Source organism: Saccharibacillus brassicae (genome assembly GCF_006542275.1).
In the GTDB taxonomy this organism is placed as follows: Bacteria; Bacillota; Bacilli; order Paenibacillales; family Paenibacillaceae; genus Saccharibacillus; species Saccharibacillus brassicae.
The window spans coordinates 2,574,080-2,594,883 of record NZ_CP041217.1; the positions used below are offsets into that span (position 1 = coordinate 2,574,080).

The following is a 20,804-nucleotide window of genomic DNA, read 5'->3' on the forward strand; positions in this document are numbered from 1 at the left end:
ACGTAGAGACGTGTTCTCCGATCGGAATCGGGAGGAACATACGGGAAGCACGCTTTTTGCGCTGCCCGTTTCTACGAAAAAATAGCAAGTAGTCGCGTCAATTTTTCTATGTATGCACTTGACGGCGGGGCTATGGAGGAGGACGGAAGAGTGGGAATTTTCACCAAAGAAGACACCCATGGTTCACGATCATCCAGCATGACTTACGCTTGGCGTTGGAAACGCCAGAACGGGCTTCAAATTTTGGGTGTCGCACTATTCGTCGTCGCAGTCGTGACGATGGTACTGCTCGGACTGTATGCACAGGCCGAGAAGCATATTGTGCTGATCGTAGACGGAAAAGAACAAGCGGTAAGCACGCATAAAGGCAGCCTTCAGGAACTGCTGGACGAGCATTCGCTCAGCCTGAAGCCTCAAGATGACGTATCGATGGCGCTCGGCGCTTCGGTTCAGGACGGCGATCGCATCGCGATCACGACAGCCGTACCCGTCACCTTGACGATCGACGAGAAAAGCGAGAAGCGCTTCACGACCGAGAAAACGGTAGCCGCGGCGCTCGCAAGCTGGGACGTCGAGCTCGGCCAATTCGATAAAATCTCGGTACCGGTCAGCTCCCCCGTCCAAAACGGCGGAGCGGTGAACATCACCACGGCCGTGCCGGTCACGGTATCCGTCGACGGCAAAAGCAAGCAGGCCTATACCGCCGAGAAAACGGTAGCCGCGGCGCTTGAAGGATGGGAAATCCCGTTCAGCGCGCACGACAAGATCTCCGTACCGCTGAGCGCCGCCGTCGAAGCGGACAGCAAGATCGCGATTACGACCGCCATTCCGATCAACCTGACGGTAGGCGGAGAATCGCAAAAGACCCTGACGACCGAAAGAACGGTTGAAGGCGCGCTGTCCGCGATGGACATCGAGCTGGGCGAACACGACAAAGTGTATCCGGGCGCTACGGCTCCATTGACGGAGAACGCCGACGTGTCCGTGTACCGCATCAACAAGTTCACGGCCGATCAGGAAGTCAAAGTACCGTACAAGACGATTGAAAAAGAAGACTCCTCGCTGCTGAAAGGCAAAACCAAAACGGTCCAGGCCGGCGTCGAAGGCGTCGTGGTCCACAAGGTCGAAAAGGTGTATCAAGACGGAGAATTCGTAACCAAGTACGTCGTCGACAAAAAAGTCAAAACCGAAAAGCAGGACGAGATCATCGCCGTCGGCACGAAAGAGCCGGTCGTCGAGAAGACGTTTGCGCCGGCAGCCGCCGCCAAACCGTCGGCCAAAGCGGCCTCCGCCAAGTCTTCCTCGTCCGCCAAAGGATTCGAATATAAAACCGTGCTGACCGGCGTGGCCGCTACCGCTTATTCTTCGGAACAACCGGGTATCGGAACGCGCACCGCAACGGGCACGACCGTGGCCGAAGGCCGTACGATCGCTGTCGATCCGAACGTAATTCCGCTCGGATGGTGGGTCTATATCGAAGGATACGGATACCGCAAAGCGGAAGACACAGGCAGCGCGATCAAAGGCAAGAAGATCGACATGTACTACGACAGCCTCGGAGCGGCGCTGAACTTTGGCCGCAAATCCGGTCTGACGATTTACGTGATCGGACCGAACAAGCCGTAACGAAGTTCGTTTCCGAAGCGGGCGTTTACGCTGACGGCCGCCGGATGCTATAATCAACCGTATAGGAAACGAAACCGAAGAAGAGGAGGTTCTCCTCTTCTTTTTGTTATGAGAGCCAAAGGAGCGGACACATGATCAGAGAAATGATTGTCGTGGAAGGACGCGACGATACGGTCGCGATCAAGCGGGCGGTCGACGCGGACACGATCGAGACCGGAGGGTCGGCGATCGGGGCGGCGGTAATTCGCCGCGTCAAGCTGGCGATGGAGCGGCGGGGCGTAATCATTTTGACCGATCCGGATTTTGCGGGAGAACGGATACGCAAAATCGTGGCACAGAAAGTGCCCGGCTGCAAGCACGCTTTTATTCCCGAAGCCGATGCCACGCGCAAAGGCGATATCGGCGTCGAGAACGCTTCGCCGGAAGCGATTCGCCGCGCGCTGGAGCGGGTGCATACGGAGATGCCGGGCGGGGAGAGCCAGATCGACTGGCAGGACCTGATCGAGACCGGACTGATCGTGCACCCGAACGCGGCGGCAAGGCGCATGGCGATGGGCAACCTGCTCGGCATCGGCTACTGCAACGGCAAGCAATTCCATAATCGGCTGCGCATGTTCCAGATCTCCCGCCAGGAGTTCGTGGACGCGCTGTCCCAAATCGAAAACGAAGGATCGTGAGTTCATGAACGAAAGAGAAGGCATCGCTTCGCCGAAGCGGACCAAGGAAATTATCGATAAGCACCGGTTTTCATTCAAAAAAAGTCTCGGTCAGAACTTTCTGATCGATCAAAATATTCTCGCCAAAATCGTGGGCGCGGCCGATCTGGACGCGACCAAGGGAGCGCTCGAGATCGGACCCGGCATCGGCGCGCTGACGGAGAAGCTTGCCCTGAACGCGGGGGAAGTGACGGCCGTCGAGATCGACCGCAGGCTCATCCCGATTCTCCAGGACGTGCTGGGTCCGTACGGCAACGTGACGATCCGCCAGGCGGACGTGCTCAAAGTGGACCTGAAGGCGCTGTTCGAGGAATCGTTTGTGCGCAGCGAGAAAGTCAGCGTTGTTGCCAACCTGCCGTATTACGTGACGACCCCGATCCTCATGAAGCTGCTCGAAGAAAAGCTGCCGCTCGAAAATATCGTCGTCATGATCCAGAAAGAAGTTGCCGAGCGGATGTCCGCTTCGCCGGGAGGCAAGGAATACGGCAGCCTCAGCATTGCCGTGCAGTATTACAGCGAGCCGGAACTGGTCTGCATCGTGCCGCGCACGGTGTTCATTCCGCAGCCTAACGTCGAATCCGCCGTGATCCGGCTCAAGGTGCGCGAGAAGCCTCCCGTGGAGCTGGAAGACGAGGAGCATTTCTTCACGCTCGTGCAAGCTTCGTTTACGCAGCGCCGCAAAACGATCGCCAACAATTTGCGCGCCCGCTACTTCCCCGGAGAAGGCCGCGAGCGGATGGAGCAGCTGCTGCAGGAAGCCGAGATCGCGCCGACCCGGCGTGCGGAGACGGTCTCGATCGAAGAATATGCCCGGTTAAGCGGGATTTTCCTTCGGGAAGGACTGCGTTGACGAAGGCGAAATGGGAGTCATAAATGGCTAAAAATACCCCGTTGACAAGGTAGAAATGATCCTGATATAATGATTAATTTAGCTTGACATACTTCTCTCAAAATGTTACAATTGAGTGTATTGAGAGAGGTGGTTGAGAAGAATGGCACACCAAACGCTATCGGATATCAAACGCAGTCTCGACGCTCACGTAGGACACCGTATCATGCTTCGCGCAAATGGAGGCAGACGCAAGACGGTTGAGCAAACCGGAATCCTTGAAGGAACTTATCCGGCGGTATTTACGGTTATGCTTGAAGAAGAAGCCGAACACGCTTCGGGCCGCGTTTCTTATAGTTATGCAGATGTTCTGACCGAGACGGTTGAACTTTCTCTGATGAAAGACGATTCGGCTACGCCGATCGCTTACGCCAGCGTCTGATTCGCCCGGGTTTTAGAAAGGCGGTTTTCGCTTATGCGAAAACCGCCTTTGTTCGTCTTGGAGACGGCGGCGGCATTTTCGGTCAATAGACTTCGTGTCCGATTTTGCATATAATAGCTAAAGTTCAATTCGAGAGGGAAGCCGGAATTCCGGTCAGAATGCAGGGGCGGTGGAGAGCGTGTATATTTACGAAAAAGCGCCGGCGAAGATCAATCTGATGCTGGACGTTTTACATAAAAGAAACGACGGATTTCACGAAGTGGAAATGATCATGACGATGGTCGACCTGGCGGATCGGCTGACGCTGAGCGATCCCGGCAGCAGCCGGATCTCGCTGTCCAGCCAATCGGGCTACATTCCGCTGGACGACAAGAACCTGGCGGTGCGGGCAGCCCGTCTGCTGCGCCAGCGCTTCGGCGTGAGCCGCGGCGTGCATATGCACCTGGAGAAGCGGATTCCGGTCGCGGCGGGGCTTGCGGGCGGCAGCAGCGACGCCGCCGCGGCTCTGCGCGGCCTCAACCGGCTGTGGGAGCTCGGGCTGTCCATGGCCGAGCTGGAAGAGCTGGGCGCGGAGCTCGGCTCCGACGTGCCGTTCTGCGTGCGCGGAGGCACGGCGCTGGCGACCGGGCGGGGCGAGCGGCTGGAAGAGCTGCCGAATCCGCCGCGCTGCTGGGTCATTTTGGCGAAGCCGCCGATCAACGTCTCGACAGCGGACGTGTACGGCAATCTGAAGGCGGCGGAGATCGACGTGCATCCTTCCGCCTCCGGCATGCGGCAGGCGCTGGAGCGCGGCTCTTTCGCCGACGTGTGCGGCGGCCTCGGCAACGTGCTGGAAGACGTCACGCTGAAGCTGTACCCGGACGTGGGACGGCTCAAAGGCGTCATGGAGCATCTGGGCGCGGACGGCGTGCTGATGTCCGGCAGCGGGCCGACGGTATTCGGGCTCGTCTCGAAGGAAGAGAAGGCGAAGCGGATCTGCAACGGGCTGAGAGGCTTCTGCGCTGAAGTCTACGCGGTCAGGACGCTGGGATAGAAGAGGCAAGCGGCGCCCAACGGAGCGGACCCGGGCAGGGTCTGCGTTCGGGTCTCAAGCGAACCCCGGGCGAACGTAAAGCGAACCTTAAGCGAACCTCAAGATGATCGAAGACGGCCTGCGGCAGCTTTCCGCCTAAAATTCTCTAATTTTTCCTCGCTTTTTTAACGTTTTCTAAAACATTCACATGTACAAATACGTACATGGATGATATATTTTTTATAAAACATTCGGATTTAGCGAGGAAACCCCAGTGAAAAAATTAAAACGCAGTGCAAGGCTAGTGGAGTTAACGCAGTTTTTGTTGGCAAGACCGCATACCCTGATTCCGTTGACGACGTTCGCGGAACGGTACGGAGCGGCCAAGTCTTCGATCAGCGAAGATCTGGCGATCATCAAGGAAGTGTTCGAAGAAGAAGGCATGGGCGAGCTTCAGACGCTGGCCGGGGCGGCAGGCGGAGTGAAATACATTCCGCGCGTCTCGGAAGAGCGTGCGCTCGATATCATCCACAAGGTATGCGGCAAGCTGGAAGAACCGGGGCGCATTCTGCCGGGCGGTTACCTTTACATGTCCGACCTGCTCGGACAGCCGCATCTGGTGAACGAGATCGGCGATATTTTCGCGACCATTTTCGGCGGGAAAAATATCGACGTCGTCATGACGGTGGAGACCAAAGGCATTCCGATCGCGTACGCGACAGGAGCGAAGCTGAATCTGCCGGTCGTGCTCGTGCGCCGGGACCATCAGGTCACGGAAGGATCGGCGGTCAGTATCAACTACGTGTCCGGTTCGCACAAGAGCATCCATACGATGACGCTGTCGAGACGGGCGATGAAGGAAAAGTCGCGCGTGCTGATCGTGGACGATTTCATGAAAGCGGGCGGAACGGTGCGCGGCATGATCGACCTGCTGGCCGAGTTCAACGCGGAAGTGGCCGGAGTCGGCGTGCTGCTCGATTCGGGCTCGGTCGATTCGGAAGAGCGGCTGTTCGAAGATTACGTGTCGCTGGTGACGTTGGAGACGGTCGATGCCAAAAACCGGACGGTCGGCGTGAAGCCGGGCAATTATTTCGAAAAATAAGCGCCCGATACCGCATATCGGATCTTTCGGCGCCAGAAAAGCGTTTCCCGTCGGGAAATGCTTTTTTTATTTAAATTTCGCTTTTCTTTCAAAACGGAGGCAAAACATCGCGGATACATTACTATAAAGTAGGTATTTTACCTAAACTCATTCGTAATGATAACGAATTTCAGCGGAAAACGGAGATATCCGTAGATTTCGGGAATAAAAGCAAAAAAAATTCCGCGATTTCATAATTTCCGGCCGGAAAAAGAAGGATATTGGAAGTCGGCGTGGAATTCATAACTACAAGTCCTCTAACGAAAAAGGTGGTGAACCGAAATGGAAATTACGGCTGTTAGACTCCGCCGAGTCAACTCCGAAGGCAGAATGAAGGCGATCGCTTCGATTACTATCGACGACGAGTTTGTCGTGCACGACATTCGGGTGATCGACGGGAATAACGGAATGTTCGTCGCGATGCCAAGCAAGCGTACGCCGGACGGAGAATTCCGGGATATCGCCCATCCGATCTCTTCGGGAACCCGCGAGAAAATTCAAGCTGCCGTTCTGGAAGAATACGAACGTGCGGGCGTCGAAGGCGCGGAAGTGGAAGAAGTCATCGAAGAAGGCGCGTAAGCCACACATAATTTCAAAAGGGAGAGGGAACCGGGGGATTCGGTTCCCTTTTCTTTTTGCCAAGAATGCGATATATTCAGTATAAGTAAATACTTATCGCGAAATCGGAAAGCGAAGCGAAGGAAACGGATTTCGAACCGTTCTTTGGCGGTCGCCGCCCATAGCGGGATGAGGCTCAAATTCGCATTTGTGCCGGGAGCGAACCTTGTTCGCGCGCGGACAAACGACAGGCACGCAGCAGACGCAGAAATAACGGCGAAGGCCGAATCCCCAATAACCGTCGCCTCCAGAGGCAACGGTTATTTCCGGGTAAATAAAGAGGAGGCGGAGCATTGAAGAGGATGGCGATTGTTCTTGCCGCCGGCAAGGGCAAGCGGATGAAGTCGAAGCTGTACAAAGTGCTGCATCCGGTATGCGGCAAGCCGATGGTAGGTCATGTGGTGGATACGGTTCGCCGGACGAACAGCGAGCGCACGGTCATTATCGTGGGTCACGGCGCGGAGGAAGTCCAGGCTTACCTGGGCGATCAGGTCGATTACGCGCTTCAGGCCGAGCAGTTGGGCACGGGGCATGCGGTACGTCAGGCCGAGGCCCTTCTGGGCCGGGAAGAAGGAACGACGATTCTGATCTGCGGCGACACGCCGCTCGTGCGCGCGGAGACGATCGAAGCGATGATCGCGCTGCATGAAGGCGAAGGCGAAGGCGCCGCGGCGACCATTTTGACCGCGGTTCCGGAAGATCCGACCGGACTCGGACGCATCATTCGCGGCGAAGACGGCGGCGTGCTGCGCATCGTCGAGCAGAAGGACTGCACGCCGGAAGAGAACGCGGTCAAAGAGATCAACACGGGCACGTACTGCTTTGACAACCGCAAACTGTTCGAGGCTCTGTCCAAAGTGACCAACGAGAACGCGCAGGGCGAATATTACATTACCGACGTGATCGGCATCCTGCGCGGAGAAGGCGACAAGATCGCCGCCTACGCGACGGAAGACCTCACCGAGTCGATCGGCGTCAACGACCGCGTCGTGCTGTCCCAGGCTGAAGCGGCGATGCGCGAGCGTATCGTGCGCACGCACATGCTCGGAGGCGTAACGGTGATCGACCCGGCTTCGACCTACATCGGCGCGGACGTGACGATCGGTTCGGATACGGTGCTGCATCCGGGCACGGTCCTGACGGGATCGACCCGGATCGGCGAAGACTGCACGATCGGGCCGAACGCGGAAATCGTAAACGCCGAGATCGGCGACGACGCGACGGTCTCGCATTCCGTCGTGCGCGACTCCACAGTCGGTGCGCACGTGTCGGTCGGACCGTTCGCACATCTTCGTCCGGGTTCCGCCCTGGCGGACGGCGTCAAAGTCGGCAACTTCGTCGAAGTGAAAAACGCCGAGATCGGGCAGGACTCCAAAGTGTCCCACCTGAGCTACGTCGGCGACGCCAAAGTCGGCAGCCGCGTCAATATCGGCTGCGGCGCTATCACCGTCAACTACGACGGCTTCAACAAATCGCTCACCGAGATCGAAGACGACGCGTTCGTCGGCAGCAACGTGAACCTGATCGCTCCGGTTCACGTCGGCAAGGGCGCTTACGTGGTTGCGGGCTCCACGATCACGAAGGAAGTTCCGGCCGGCGATCTGGCGATCGGCAGAGCCCGGCAGGAAAACAAGCCGGGTTACGCGGACAAGATCAAGGCTCGCGCCAAAGCGAAAAAAGAAGCGAATTCGAATAAGTAAACGGCGAAAAGGAGGCCGGGCTGAGCAGCCGGGCCTCCTTTCGGGAAAATAGGCAACGTCGGGAAGTTCGAAGCTCCGCAATTTGCGGGCGAGGCATCGTTTTACCGGAGACAGGGTCCGCCCGAGGCGGCCTTGTCCACTAATGACCAGCACGGAGGGTTTACACTATTATGACTTATTGCGATTCAAAGCTGAAAATATTCACGTGCAATTCGAACCCCAAGCTGGCGAACCAAATCGCCGATTACATCGGTATTCCGATGGGCGAATCGCACACGACGAGCTTTAGCGACGGAGAGATCCAGGTCAAATTGTCCGAGAGCGTACGCGGCAGCCACGTCTACATCATCCAGTCGACCTGCCTGCCCGTCAACGACAACCTGATGGAGCTGCTGGTCATGGTCGACGCGCTGAAGCGCGCTTCCGCAAAAAGCATCAACGTCGTCATTCCGTATTACGGTTATGCCCGTCAAGACCGCAAAGCGCGTTCCCGAGATCCGATTACGGCCAAGCTGGTCGCGGACCTGATCGAAAAAGCCGGCGCGCACCGCGTCATCGCGATGGACCTGCACGCCATGCAGATTCAGGGATTCTTCGACATTCCGGTCGACCATCTGCTGGGCGTACCGATTCTGGCGCAGTATTTCCGTTCGAAGCAGATCGAAAATCCGATCGTCGTCTCGCCGGACCACGGCGGCGTCGTGCGGGCACGCAAATTGGCGGACCTGCTGAACGCTCCGCTGGCGATCATCGACAAGCGCCGTCCGGAACCGAACGTCAGCGAAGTCATGAACATTATCGGGAATATCGAAGGCAAGACGGCGATCCTGATCGACGACATCATCGACACGGCCGGCACGATCGTGCTCGGCGCGAACGCGCTGGTCGAAGGCGGAGCCAAAGAAGTCTATGCCTGCTGCACCCATCCGGTGCTGTCCGGACCGGCGATGGAACGCCTGGAGAATTCGCCGCTCAAAGAAGTGATCGTGACCGATACGATTCCGATCACGCATCCGAATCCGACGAACAAGCTGAAAGTGCTGTCGGTCGCGCCTCTGCTGGGCGAAGCGATCATTCGCGTGCACGAAGAATTGTCGATCAGCAAACTGTTCGAACTGTAAGTTCGGCAGCTTTGCGATAAAGCCTGCGGCGGGTTACGCCTCCTTCCTGGAAGGAGGCGTAACCCTTCTCGGCGTGATTTTGCCCGGGCCTCCCTTGCGGGAAGCGGGATGCGGCGTTTAGTAGCCCGGGCGCGACAGAAACACGTAACGGCCGCGGTGGTACAGCGATTGGCCGATTTCGATAAAGCTTTCGTGAATGCCCGTAACCCGTCCGATATCGACAGGCACGTCCTGATGATAGACTTCGACGGGAACTCCGGCGTTCATATGATCGTGAAAATGGCGGTTGTCCTTGAGTAGGGCTCCGAATTCGTACATGTGGCTTTACAGCTCCTTTGGTGAACGGGCGGGCAGGACCCGCTTCGGCGGGCCGTGCCTGTGTCCCTAATAGGCTTTATCCTTATATTGTAACAAAAATACGCAGCAGAACCATAACGATTGCAGGCGAGGAGTCGTAACGGATGAAATGGATCGTAGGGCTGGGCAATCCCGGCAAAAATTATGAGAAGACGCGCCATAACGTCGGCTTCATGGCGTTGGACCGCTTGGCGCAAAAGCACGGCATTTCGATCAATCAAAGCAAGTGCAAAGCGCTGATCGGCGAAGGCATGATCGGCCGCGAGAAAATCGTTCTGATCAAGCCGATGACGTTCATGAACCTGTCGGGCGAATCGGTTCGCGCCTACATGGACTATTATAAAGTCGAACTCAAAGACCTGATCGTCGTCTACGACGATCTCGACACCGAAGTCGGCCGAGTCCGGCTGCGCTATCAAGGCAGCGCCGGCGGCCACAACGGCATCAAGTCGATCATTCAGCATACCGGCACGCAGACGTTCGACCGGGTGCGCATGGGCATTTCCCGTCCGCAAAACGGCATGGCCGTCGTCGATTACGTGCTGGCTCCTTTTGCCAAAGCGGAGCAGCCTCTGCTTGACGAGATGATCGAAAAAACGTGCGACGCGCTCGAACACAGTCTGGACCATACGTTCGAACAGACGATGGCCCGGTTCAACGGATAATCAAGAAGGCCTTACCGCCATGCGCCCAGGCGCATCGCAAGGCCTTTGCCTTGCATTCTTTTACTCTACAAGCATAAGAGAGGTGCCCCCTTGTTAAACGCGCTTATCAAAGAAGTTGCCCGGGACCAGGACTTTATCTCGATTCAAAAGGCCGCTGCGGCCGGGATGAAGGAACAGTTGGTCGCGGGCTTGTCGGGCTCGGCGCGCCAGCTGATGATGGCGGGCCTGCATCAGGAGCTGGAACGTCCGCTGCTGATCGTCACGCACAATATTTTTTCGGCTCAAAAAATCGCGGATGATCTTCAGGAAGCGCTTCCCGAAGGAAGCGTGCTGTTCTACCCGGCCAACGAACTGGTCGCGGCGGAATCGGCGATCTCGAGTCCGGAGACCATCGCGCAGCGTATCGAAGTGCTGACTCGCTGCGCCGAAGGGTTCAAGGGCGTGCTGGTCGTGCCGTTCTCCGGCCTGCGCCGCTTCGTGCCGGACCCGGAAGAGATCCGCGCCGCCCAGTTCACGATCGAAGAAGGCGGCACGCTCGACCTGGAACACTTCCTGCTGCGCATGGTCGAACTCGGCTATTCGCGCGTGGAACGTGTCGAAACGCGGGGCGAGATGAGCGTGCGCGGCGGAATCGTCGACTTTTTCCCGACGACGTCCGCGCTTGCCTACCGGATCGAACTGTTCGACGACGAAGTGGACTCGATCCGCACGTTCGACCCGGAAGACCAACGTTCGATCGATAAAGTGAAAAGCGTCCGTATCCGTCCGAGTCGCGAGCTTGTCGCAAGCGGCAAGCGTATGTCCCAGGCGGCCGATGCCGCGGCGGAGCTGCTGGAGAAGCAGTTGGAGCGCATGACCGACCGCAAAGCCAAAACGGCGCTGCAGCAAGAAATCGGCCGGGAGATCGAACTGCTGCGCCAGCAGATCCATTTTCCGGAAATGTACAAATACGTCTCCCTGATCTACCCGGAACGCCGGACGCTGTACGATTACATGCCGGACGACACGCTGCTGATGATGGAAGAGCCTTCGCGCCTGCTCGACACAGCCGCGCAGCTCGAACGGGACGAAGCCGAATGGAACCTGCACCTGCTGCAGAGCGGCAAAAGCCTGCCGGACCTGCCGCTTGCGCTCGAAGGCGACACGGCCATCTACCAGCGCCCCTTCCAGACGCTGTTCCTGTCGCTGTTCGTCCGCCAGATTCCGCGCACCCATCCGGGGCAGGTCGTCAACGTTGTCAGCCGGACGATGCAGGACTTCCACGGGCAGATGAACGTGCTGAAAGCCGAGATGGAACGCTGGAAAAAATCCAATATGCGCGTCATCATGCTGGCCGGCGACGACGAACGGGCCGAACGCATCCGCCAGGTGCTCGAAGACTACGAGATCGAGACGCCGGAGATTATGCGCGGCCATCTGCAGGGCGGCTTCGAGCTGCCTTCCGCCCATCTCGTCGTCATTACGGAAGGCGAACTGTTCGCCCAGAAGCAGCGCAAAGTGCGCAAAAGCACGTCCACGAAGCAGATCGACAACGCCGAGCGTATCAAAAGCTATACCGAGCTGAAAGTCGGCGACTACGTCGTGCACCAAAACCACGGTATCGGCAAATACCTCGGCATCGGCACGCTCGAAGTCGGCGGCATCCATAAAGACTACATGCATATCATGTACGCCGGCGGCGACAAGCTGTCCGTACCGATCGAACAGATCGACCTGATCCAGAAGTACGTCGGCGCCGAAGACAAAGAGCCGAAAGTGTACAAGCTGGGCGGCAACGAGTGGACGAGAGTGAAGACCAAAGTCCGTTCGTCCGTGCAGGACATCGCCGACGACCTCATCAAGCTGTACGCGGAGCGTCAGGCTTCCGCCGGGTACAGCTTCGACAAGGATACGCCGGACCAGAACGATTTCGAAAACACGTTCCCTTACGAAGAGACGCGCGACCAGCTGCGGGCGATCGAAGAGATCAAGGGCGACATGGAGATGACCCGTCCGATGGACCGCCTGCTGTGCGGAGACGTCGGTTACGGCAAGACGGAAGTCGCGATCCGCGCGGCGTTCAAGGCGGCGATCGAAGGCAAGCAGGTCGCGATCCTCGTGCCGACGACCATTTTGGCGCAGCAGCATTACGAGACGTTCCGGGAACGTTTCGAAGGGTATCCGTTCAATATCGGCGTCCTCAGCCGTTTCCGCTCGCGCAAAGAACAGAACGAGACGATCAAGGGCGTCAAGCAGGGCACGATCGACGTCATCATCGGCACGCACCGCATCCTGTCGCAGGATCTCGTGTTCAAGGACCTCGGCCTGCTGATCGTCGACGAAGAGCAGCGGTTCGGCGTGACGCACAAGGAAAAGCTCAAGCGGCTCAAGACGAACGTGGACGTACTGACGCTGACGGCGACGCCGATTCCGCGTACGCTGCACATGTCCATGCTGGGCGTACGGGATCTGTCGGTTATCGAGACGCCGCCGGAGAACCGTTTCCCGGTGCAGACGTACGTGGTCGAATACAGCCCGACGCTCGTGCGCGAAGCGATCGAACGGGAGCTCGCGCGCGGCGGACAGGTGTACTACCTGTACAACCGCGTGCAGGGCATCCACGAGAAGGCGGCGGAAATTTCCGAGCTCGTGCCGGACGCGCGCGTCAGCGTGGGTCACGGGCAGATGAGCGAACAGGAACTGGAGCGGACGATCCTCGACTTCCTCGAAGGCGAATCGGACGTGCTCGTCAGCACGAGCATCATCGAGACGGGCGTGGACATTCCGAACGTCAATACGCTGATCGTGCACGACGCGGACAAGATGGGCCTGTCGCAGCTGTACCAGATGCGCGGGCGTGTCGGCCGTTCCAACCGGATCGCGTATGCGTATTTCTCTTATCAAAAAGACAAGGTGCTGACCGAAGTCGCCGAGAAACGCCTGCAGTCGATCAAGGAATTCACGGAACTCGGTTCCGGCTTCAAGATCGCCATGCGCGACTTGTCGATTCGCGGCGCGGGCAATCTGCTCGGCGCGGAACAGTCCGGCTTCATCGCGTCGGTCGGATTCGACTTGTACTCGCAGATGCTGGCCGAAGAGATCCAGAAGCGCAAAATCTCGATGCTCGGCGAAGCGCCGGCGGAAGACAAGCACTGGAGCACGATGATCGACCTGTCGATCGACGCGTACCTGCCTTCGGATTACATTTACGACAGCATCCAGAAGATCGAGATTTACAAAAAGGTCGCCGCGGCGACCACCTTCGAAGAAGTGCTCGAACTCGAAGACGAGCTGCTTGACCGGTTCGGCGAACTGCCGGAAGCGGTCGTGCGCCTGATGCAGGTCGCGCGCTTCAAAATTTACGGCCGGACGTACGGCATCGAGAGCATCGCACGAAGAGGAGACGATCTTCTCGTCACGTTCTACGAAGGACAGGAGAAAGCGGCCGATCCTTCCAAACTCGCGCAAGTTGGAAATCAGTTCGAAAGCAGTGTACAATTTAAGCAGGGTACGCCTCTTGCGTTCCAAATCAAAGGCAGGAGCCTGCCGGAATCCGAGCGTTTAGGGACGCTGGAACGGGTTCTGGATGCCCTCCAACAAGCGTTCAAATCGAAGGGAGAACTTCATGATGCAGTCAAGTCATAGAAAATGGGGAAAATTGGCGTCGCTCGGAGCCGTTGCGGTCTTGTCTTTTTCCGTGCTGGCCGCCTGCGGCGACAAAGCCGATTCCGGTAACGATACGGCCAAGGTCGAAGACAGCAAGGTACTGGCCACTTACGACGGGGGAAACGTCACGGAAGACCAGTTCAACAAAGAATTGAACGTCATGAAATTTTTGCAGCCGACCTATGCGTCGATGATGGATTCGGCCGATATCAAAAACTATATGCTGGACCAGCAGATTGCTTATAACTATCTCGAAGGCAAAGCGACGGACGAAGAGAAGAAGAAGGGCGCCGATATGGCGACCGAGCAGCTCGACCAGATGAAAGCCCAGGTCGACCAGGAGCAGCTCAATACCATGCTGAAAGAACAGAACATCACCGAAGCGGACCTGACGACCTACATGACCCAGGTCATGACGGCCGTGCAGTACATGTCCAACCAGGTCAAGGACGAAGAAGTGCAAAAAGAGTACGACGCCAACAAAGAATCGTACATCACGGCGGACGTACGCCATATCCTGATCAACTTCACGGATGCGGAAGGCAAAAAGCGCACCGAAGCGCAAACGCTGAAGTTGGCCAAAGAAGCCAAAGCGAGAGTCGACGGCGGCGAAGATTTCGCCAAAGTGGCCAAAGAATTGTCGGAAGACCCGGGTTCGGCTTCGAACGGCGGCCTGTATGAAGGCGCCGCGGTTAGCCAATGGGTCGACGCGTTCAAAAAAGCGGCGTTGGAACAAAAAATCGGCGTAGTGGGCGATCCGGTCAAAACCGAATACGGCTACCACGTGATCAAGGTCGAGAAAAGAACCGACACGCTGACGGACGAAGTGAAGGATTCGGTTCGCCGTACCCTGGCGTCCAACAAGCTGAACGCGTTCATGGAAAAAGATTTGAAAGGCATCACGAAGAGCAAGGAAGAGTTCAAAGATCCGGTAACGCCGCCTGCGGCCGAAGGCACGACGCCTGAAGGAACCGACGGCGCTGCACCGGAAGGCACAACGCCGCCTGCAGCCGAAGGCACGGCTCCCGGAGCTGTCGAAGGAACAGACGGCGCCGTAACGGAAGGTGCCGATCAAGGCGCCGCTACCGATGGTGCGGCGACCGACGAATCCGGCGCTGCCGGCACGTCGACCGACGCCGGTACCGAGACCAAAACGGACGGCAAGTAAACCCATGCGCCGCCCCCGGGCGGCAGCCATAGTCAAACTCAAAAATAGCGCGCTTCCACGCGCTATTTTTTTGAGCCAAAAAAACGGCCGGAAGCCCGAAGGGCTCCCGGCAAGAAGGAGGGCTGCGGCGTGAAGACGTCCACCTCGTCCGGCTTGCTCAGGGGCGCTTTCATTCTCGGCGCCGCGGCAATCCTGTCCAAAATGATCGGCACGCTGCAGAAGATCCCGCTGCAAAACCTGGGCGGGGACGGCGTGTTCGGCATCTACACGACCATTTATTCGTTCTACGCCTTTTTGGCCGTGTTCGTCACGGCCGCGCTGCCGGCGGCCATCTCCAAATACGTCGCCGAGCGGATCGCCGGCGCGGATGAACGCGGCGTACGCGCCGTGCTCCGCGCGGGCCTGCTGACCGGCTGCGTCGCCGGCGTGCTGATGGCGCTCGGCATGTGGGTTCTCGCGCCGCTGCTGTCCGGCTGGATCGGCAGCGAGCATACGCTGCTGCCGCTGCGCGCGGTCGCGCTCGCGCTGCTCGTCGTGCCGCCGATGGCCGCGCTGCGCGGCTTCTTCCAGGGGCAGCAGCAGGCGCTGCCGACCGCGGTCTCGCAAGTCAGCGAGCAGATCGTGCGCGTCGGGGTCATGATCGCGCTGCTGCTGGCGCTGAACTCGGCCGGCGCTTCCGACGAGCGGATTGCCGCGGGAGCGGCGTTCGGTTCGTTTGCCGGCGGTCTGGCCGGACTGCTCGTCATGCTGGCGTTCTGGCGGCGGCACCGCAAGCGCAAGCAGGCGGAATTCGCAGAGCGGGCGGAGCAGCCGGCTGCTCCGCCGGCTTTTCCGGTGGCGGGGGCCGCCGACCCGCAGGGCGGCTCCGTGTGGCGGTGGATCAAGCCGCTGCTGATCTATGCCGTGCCGGTCTTCGTCGGCTCGCTGTCCCAGCCGCTGCTGAGCCTCGTCGATACGCTTACCGTGCCCCGGCTGCTGCAAAGCGGAGGGTGGGGCGACCTTGCGGCGATGGAGCAGTTCGGCGTCTATAACCGCGGCATCCCGATCGTGCAGCTCGTCTTCATGCTGGCGACTTCGCTCTCCACGCTGCTGCTGCCGGCTATCGCCGAAGCGAAAGCGCGCGGCGAAGAAGGGCGGATCGCCGTATCCGCTTCGGTCGCGCTGCGCTGGCTGTGGCTGCTCGGCCTGACGGCCGCCGCGGGCCTGGCCGTGCTCGCCGGCCCGGTCAACGTCATGCTGTACGCCGACGACCAGGGCACCGACGCGCTGCGCTGGACCGCGCTGTCCGCCGCGGGCGGTACGCTCGGCATCGTGTCCGCCGCGCTGCTGCAGGGCATGGGCGCCGTTCGGGCGCCCGCGCTGTTCCTGCTCGTCTCGGCCGTGCTGAAGCTTGGGCTCAACCTGCTGCTCGTGCCTTACATGGGCATCTCCGGCGCCGCTCTGGCCGGCGCCGTGTCCTACATGGTCGCCGCGCTGCTCGGCGTCCTGCTGCTTGCCCGCCTGACCGGGCTGCGCCGCGGCGTGCGCCGCACGCTGCTCCAGCCCCTGCTGCTGGCGGGGCTGACGGCGCTTGCCGCCTATGCCGTCCGCCTGCTGGCGGACGGGCTGCTGACCGCCGCGGGCCTCGACGGACGCGCGGGCGCGATGCTGACCAGCCTCTCCGGCGTCGCCGCAGGCGTGATCGCCTTCGCCGCCGCGCTGATCTACACCCGCGCGGTATCGGACGCGGAGCTGTCCGCGCTGCCCGGCGGCACGAAGCTTGCCGCCTTCGCGCGGCGGCTGCGCCGCGAATCGTAGACCGGCGCCGATCGGCCGTCGAGCCGCGATTTCGCCGCCTTTTCCCTGGCTGCAATACACGCTTGAGGGAAAAAATGTATTTTTCTATTCAAGGGAACGCTTGTACGCATTTAGGATTCGCAATTCGCGAGAACCCGTGATATAGTGGTAAAATGCGAGGTGCAGCGGAAGGGGATGAATCGGCAATGAGTACGGGAATTACGGTAGTCGGACTGGGTTCCGGCGATCCGGACCAGCTGACGCTGGGCATATGGAAAGTCCTTCAGGGCGCGGGCCGGATCTATGTCCGGACGCAGGAACATCCGGTCATGAACCGGATCGCCGCCGAAGGCATCGCGTTCGATTCGTTCGACTCGGTCTACGAAGACAACGAATCGTTCGGAGACGTCTACGAGACGATCGCGCGCAGGCTCGTGGAGCTGGCGGCGGACGAACCGATCGTCTACGCCGTGCCGGGCCATCCGATGGTCGCCGAGAAGACGGTGCTGCTGCTGCGCGAATATGCGGAGCAGTCCGGCGTCGCCCTGAAGGTGCTCGGCGGGGAGAGCTTCCTCGACCAGGCTTTCGTGCGGCTCGGCTTCGATCCGATCGAAGGATTCCAGCTGCTGGACTCCTCGGGCGTGACGGCCGAGCTGATTCGGCCTTCCCTGCATACGCTGATTGGCCAGGTTTACGATTCGCTGACCGCTTCCGAGGTTAAACTCGGATTGATGGAAGTTTATCCCGACGACCATCCGGTCGTCGTGGGCCATGCGCTCGGCGTGGAAGGCGAAGAGCAAATTCTTCGCGTTCCGCTGTACGAGCTGGACCGCCTCGAAGGATACGGCAACCTGTCGCTCGTGTACGTTCCCCGGAGCGACGACGAAGCGCTTCGGGCCGGCAGTTTTGCCAGGCTGCACGAGATCGTCGGCATTCTGCGCAGCCCGGGCGGCTGTCCGTGGGACATCGAGCAGACGCACGCTTCGATCCGCAAGAACCTGATCGAAGAGACGTACGAGGTGCTGGAGACGATCGACGACGACGACCCCGACCATATGCGCGAAGAGCTGGGCGACCTGCTGCTGCAGATTCTGCTTCACTCCCGCATGGAAGAGGAAGTCGGCACGTTCACCGTCTACGACGTGATTCGCGGACTGAACGAGAAGTTGATCTTCCGCCATCCGCATGTGTTCGGCGATACCGCGGCCGGCAGCACCGAAGAAGCGTTGAAGAACTGGGACGCCATGAAGGCGGAGGAGAAGAAGCTGCGGGGCGAGAACGCTCCGGAAGCCTCCCTGCTGGACGGCGTGCCGAGAGATCTTCCGGCGCTTATGAAGGCGTACAAGATCCAGAAGAAGGCGGCGAAGGCCGGCTTCGACTGGGATAACATCGAAGACGTCTTCGCCAAGATCGAAGAAGAATTGGGCGAGCTTCGCCAAGGGTTGGCCGAGGGGGCCGATGCCGACGCCCTCAAGCTCGAATTGGGCGATTTGCTGTTCTCCGCGGTCAACGCATCCCGTTTTCTGGATGCCGATCCCGAAGAAGCGCTCTCGCTCGTCAACGACAAGTTCCGCCGCCGGTTCCGTTACATCGAGCGCAAGCTGCGCGAGCGGGGAAGTTCCCCGCAGGGCAGCACGCTCGCGGAAATGGACGCATTGTGGAACGAAGCGAAGACGACGGAGTAAGACGAAGCGCCCTTATGACCGCGGCCGCTTCCGCCGCCGGAACAGCGCGCCGAATCCGCAAGACGAGGATCGGTGCCTTCCGGCGCGAACGGCCGTCCGACAAATCGGATAAACGCGACAGCGCAGGGCTTGCCCGTGCTTCGCTTATCATTTTGAGCGTTACGTCTCCGGCATCGCCCGCTTTCGGATCGTATCCGGCAGCCGGCCTGGCGGACAGGCGGACGCGACCTTAAAATCCCGGGAGGAATGAATGCAATGAATAAAACCGAACTGATCAACAACATCGCGGAAAAAAGCGGAGTAGGCAAAAAAGAAGTCGAAGCGGTACTGAACGGCTTCATGGACGGCGTAACCGAAGCACTCGCTGGCGGAGACAAAGTTCAACTGATCGGATTCGGCACGTTCGAGACCCGCAAGCGCGCAGGCCGTACAGGTCGCAACCCGCAAACCGGCGAGCCGATCACGATTCCCGAGTCGAGCGTTCCTGCGTTCAAAGCGGGCAACAAACTCAAAGACGCGGTTAAGTAATTATGCGTGTCGATAAATTCCTGAAGGTGTCCAGGCTCATCAAGCGGCGTACCGTAGCAAAGGACGTGTCCGAGCAGGGCCGCGTGCTGATCAACGGCCGCGAGGCCAAGCCCAGCGCTTCGGTGAAAGTCGGCGACGAAATTACCGTGCAGTTCGGGCAGAAGCTCGTCACCGTCCGGGTCGAACGCCTCGCGGATACGACCCGCAAAGATGAAGCGGCAGGCATGTATACCCTAGTCAAGGAAGAACCGATTCCCCGCGAAGACGGTTTTAACTTTTAACGAAGTCGTTTGACAAACCCAAAAAGGTGTTTCCGCTGCGGCGGGAACGCCTTTTTAGGCTAAATTTGCGCGTTTTCGCGTCAATTCTTCTTCTTTTGTGTTAATGTTCTAAGTAGATCTTCAAGGTAGGCCATGCGGACTATGAACCGCTGCCCAGGCAGAGTGATAATCTTTTCGCCGCTCTATCGAGTCTGGCGGCTTTTCTTCCGATACAAAGTGTGAAGCCGCGTGCCGGATTCCTTTTCCGGCGGGAAGATCGGTACGCTGCATTCCTATCCAATAACGGCCGGCATCTGTCCGGTGAAGGAGGGTTCCATAAGCATGAGAGCGACTTCCGCAGCAAGAAATCCCAATCGACAACAGCCTGAACGAGCACCGAAGAACGATCGGACCGAGGTCCGGCGAACATCGTCCAACCGGCAGCAGAGCGGCAAGAAGCGTCTTCGTTTATGGGCTGTCCTGATGCTGGTTCTGATTCTCTGGTCGGGATATACCCTGATCAGCCAATCGTCGGTCATCGCGGACAAGTCCGCGCAGCTGGAAGAACGAGCGACGGCCAAAGCGTCAAGCGAGACGGCGCTGGGCGAAGTCAAAACGGAGATCAAGCGACTTCAGGATCCTGAATATATCGCCCAAATTGCCCGCAAGGAATACAATATGTTCAAACCGGAAGAAATCCCGATCCGGGTCACCGGAGAAGGCGGAGGAGAGTAGGTTTTCCGCGGTTTTATGCGGTTTTGTTTGTTGACCGCCGTTTCCGCTTCCGTTATAATCAAATCACCGCAGCCCGGAATTTGACAGATTCGGCTGTATATTTTTAAGGGAGGATCATTTCATTCTATGGCAATTGAAGTAGGCACCAAATTAGAGGGCAAAGTGACAGGCATTACGCATTTCGGAGCATTCGTGGATTTGTCCGGAGGTGTCACGGGTCTTGTTCATATCTCGGAAATCGCCGACAACTACGTAAAAGATGTGAACGATCACCTGAAGATTGGCGATATGGTGACGGTCAAAGTCATCAACGTCGACAAAGACGGCAAGATTGGCTTGTCCATCAAGCAAACGGTGGATCGACCTGCCGGTTCTGCACCTGCTCCTTCCTCCCGTCCTCCTAGACCGGATCGCGACCGCGGACCGAGCAGCGGCGGCGGTGGCGGCGAACGCTACAACGGTAGCGGCGGCGGTGGCGGTGGTGGCGGATTCAACCGCGGCGGCAGCGGCGGTGGCGGCGGCCGACCTTCGAGGCCTCCTGGCGGCGGTAAACCTGCATTCGGCAAGCCCGCATTCGGTAAGCCTTCGTTCGATGATAAATTGACCCGTTTCCTTAAAGACAGCGAAGAACGCATCTCTTCCATCAAGAAAAACACGGAATCCAAGCGTGGAGGCCGTGGAGCCAAGAGATCGTAAGACGATCCTTTGGTTTGTATAGCTGCGATCACCGCGAATGGCCAAGCCGCTCGCGGTTTTTTGCTTTGATTCGCGGCAGCGTTC

General features: G+C 58.8%; 19 protein-coding genes. 18 read left to right on the forward strand and 1 reads right to left on the reverse strand.

From position 1 onward, the window contains the following. Positions 1–198 precede the first annotated feature (198 nt). From FFV09_RS10755 to FFV09_RS10795, 9 genes are all read left to right on the forward strand, one after another. Positions 199–1,626, forward strand: a complete 1,428-nt coding sequence (locus FFV09_RS10755) for a ubiquitin-like domain-containing protein (protein WP_170314994.1) — start codon at positions 199–201, stop codon at positions 1,624–1,626. 131 nt (positions 1,627–1,757) lie between these two features. Beyond that, complete coding sequence (gene rnmV, locus FFV09_RS10760; RefSeq protein ID WP_141447832.1) at positions 1,758–2,303, forward strand: ribonuclease M5; 546 nt, start codon at positions 1,758–1,760, stop codon at positions 2,301–2,303. Between the two features lie 4 nt (positions 2,304–2,307). Beyond that, positions 2,308–3,192 carry a 16S rRNA (adenine(1518)-N(6)/adenine(1519)-N(6))-dimethyltransferase RsmA gene (rsmA, locus tag FFV09_RS10765; protein ID WP_141447833.1) on the forward strand — a complete coding sequence of 295 codons (885 nt, stop codon included), beginning with the start codon at positions 2,308–2,310 and terminating at the stop codon, positions 3,190–3,192. 142 nt (positions 3,193–3,334) lie between these two features. Further along, positions 3,335–3,613 (forward strand): Veg family protein, encoded by a 279-nt coding sequence (locus tag FFV09_RS10770; protein ID WP_141447834.1) that lies wholly within the window; start codon positions 3,335–3,337, stop codon positions 3,611–3,613. A 178-nt stretch (positions 3,614–3,791) separates the two neighbouring features. After that, the gene (gene ispE / locus FFV09_RS10775) at positions 3,792–4,646 is read left to right on the forward strand and encodes a 4-(cytidine 5'-diphospho)-2-C-methyl-D-erythritol kinase (protein ID WP_141447835.1); all 855 of its coding nucleotides are present in this window, start codon (positions 3,792–3,794) and stop codon (positions 4,644–4,646) included. Positions 4,647–4,899: 253 nt separating this feature from the next. Then, positions 4,900–5,727, forward strand: coding sequence for a pur operon repressor (purR, locus tag FFV09_RS10780; protein WP_141447836.1), 828 nt, complete (start codon positions 4,900–4,902; stop codon positions 5,725–5,727). Between the two features lie 321 nt (positions 5,728–6,048). Beyond that, positions 6,049–6,345 carry a septation regulator SpoVG gene (spoVG, locus tag FFV09_RS10785; RefSeq protein ID WP_141447837.1) on the forward strand — a complete coding sequence of 99 codons (297 nt, stop codon included), beginning with the start codon at positions 6,049–6,051 and terminating at the stop codon, positions 6,343–6,345. Between the two features lie 341 nt (positions 6,346–6,686). Beyond that, positions 6,687–8,084, forward strand: a complete 1,398-nt coding sequence (glmU, locus tag FFV09_RS10790) for a bifunctional UDP-N-acetylglucosamine diphosphorylase/glucosamine-1-phosphate N-acetyltransferase GlmU (RefSeq protein WP_141447838.1) — start codon at positions 6,687–6,689, stop codon at positions 8,082–8,084. Positions 8,085–8,254: 170 nt separating this feature from the next. Continuing rightward, positions 8,255–9,205, forward strand: coding sequence for a ribose-phosphate diphosphokinase (locus tag FFV09_RS10795; RefSeq protein ID WP_141447839.1), 951 nt, complete (start codon positions 8,255–8,257; stop codon positions 9,203–9,205). A gap of 117 nt (positions 9,206–9,322) precedes the next feature. On the opposite strand, the gene FFV09_RS10800 is transcribed toward FFV09_RS10795, so the two are convergent. Further along, the gene (locus tag FFV09_RS10800; protein ID WP_141447840.1) at positions 9,323–9,523 is read right to left on the reverse strand and encodes a hypothetical protein; all 201 of its coding nucleotides are present in this window, start codon (positions 9,521–9,523) and stop codon (positions 9,323–9,325) included. A gap of 143 nt (positions 9,524–9,666) precedes the next feature. On the opposite strand from FFV09_RS10800, the gene pth reads away from it, so the two are divergent. From pth to FFV09_RS10845, 9 genes are all read left to right on the forward strand, one after another. Beyond that, entirely contained in the window at positions 9,667–10,227 is a 561-nt protein-coding gene (gene pth / locus FFV09_RS10805; protein WP_141447841.1) for an aminoacyl-tRNA hydrolase, read from the forward strand. Positions 10,228–10,317: 90 nt separating this feature from the next. After that, positions 10,318–13,851: a transcription-repair coupling factor gene (mfd, locus tag FFV09_RS10810; protein WP_141447842.1), complete on the forward strand. Its 3,534-nt coding sequence runs from the start codon at positions 10,318–10,320 to the stop codon at positions 13,849–13,851. Continuing rightward, the gene (locus FFV09_RS10815; protein ID WP_170314995.1) at positions 13,832–15,040 is read left to right on the forward strand and encodes a peptidylprolyl isomerase; all 1,209 of its coding nucleotides are present in this window, start codon (positions 13,832–13,834) and stop codon (positions 15,038–15,040) included. Before mfd ends, FFV09_RS10815 begins: the two co-directional genes overlap by 20 nt. A 129-nt stretch (positions 15,041–15,169) precedes the next feature. After that, positions 15,170–16,837, forward strand: a complete 1,668-nt coding sequence (locus FFV09_RS10820) for a putative polysaccharide biosynthesis protein (RefSeq protein ID WP_141447844.1) — start codon at positions 15,170–15,172, stop codon at positions 16,835–16,837. 185 nt (positions 16,838–17,022) lie between these two features. Further along, positions 17,023–18,501: a bifunctional methyltransferase/pyrophosphohydrolase YabN gene (gene yabN / locus FFV09_RS10825; RefSeq protein ID WP_141447845.1), complete on the forward strand. Its 1,479-nt coding sequence runs from the start codon at positions 17,023–17,025 to the stop codon at positions 18,499–18,501. 255 nt (positions 18,502–18,756) lie between these two features. Then, positions 18,757–19,029: an HU family DNA-binding protein gene (locus FFV09_RS10830; RefSeq protein WP_141447846.1), complete on the forward strand. Its 273-nt coding sequence runs from the start codon at positions 18,757–18,759 to the stop codon at positions 19,027–19,029. A gap of 2 nt (positions 19,030–19,031) precedes the next feature. Beyond that, positions 19,032–19,310: an RNA-binding S4 domain-containing protein gene (locus FFV09_RS10835; protein ID WP_141447847.1), complete on the forward strand. Its 279-nt coding sequence runs from the start codon at positions 19,032–19,034 to the stop codon at positions 19,308–19,310. A 321-nt stretch (positions 19,311–19,631) separates the two neighbouring features. After that, the gene (locus FFV09_RS10840; protein WP_141447848.1) at positions 19,632–20,024 is read left to right on the forward strand and encodes an FtsB family cell division protein; all 393 of its coding nucleotides are present in this window, start codon (positions 19,632–19,634) and stop codon (positions 20,022–20,024) included. Positions 20,025–20,150: 126 nt separating this feature from the next. Continuing rightward, a complete protein-coding gene (locus FFV09_RS10845; RefSeq protein ID WP_141447849.1) occupies positions 20,151–20,720 on the forward strand; it encodes a S1 domain-containing RNA-binding protein in 570 nt (189 codons plus the stop codon). Positions 20,721–20,804: the final 84 nt, after the last annotated feature.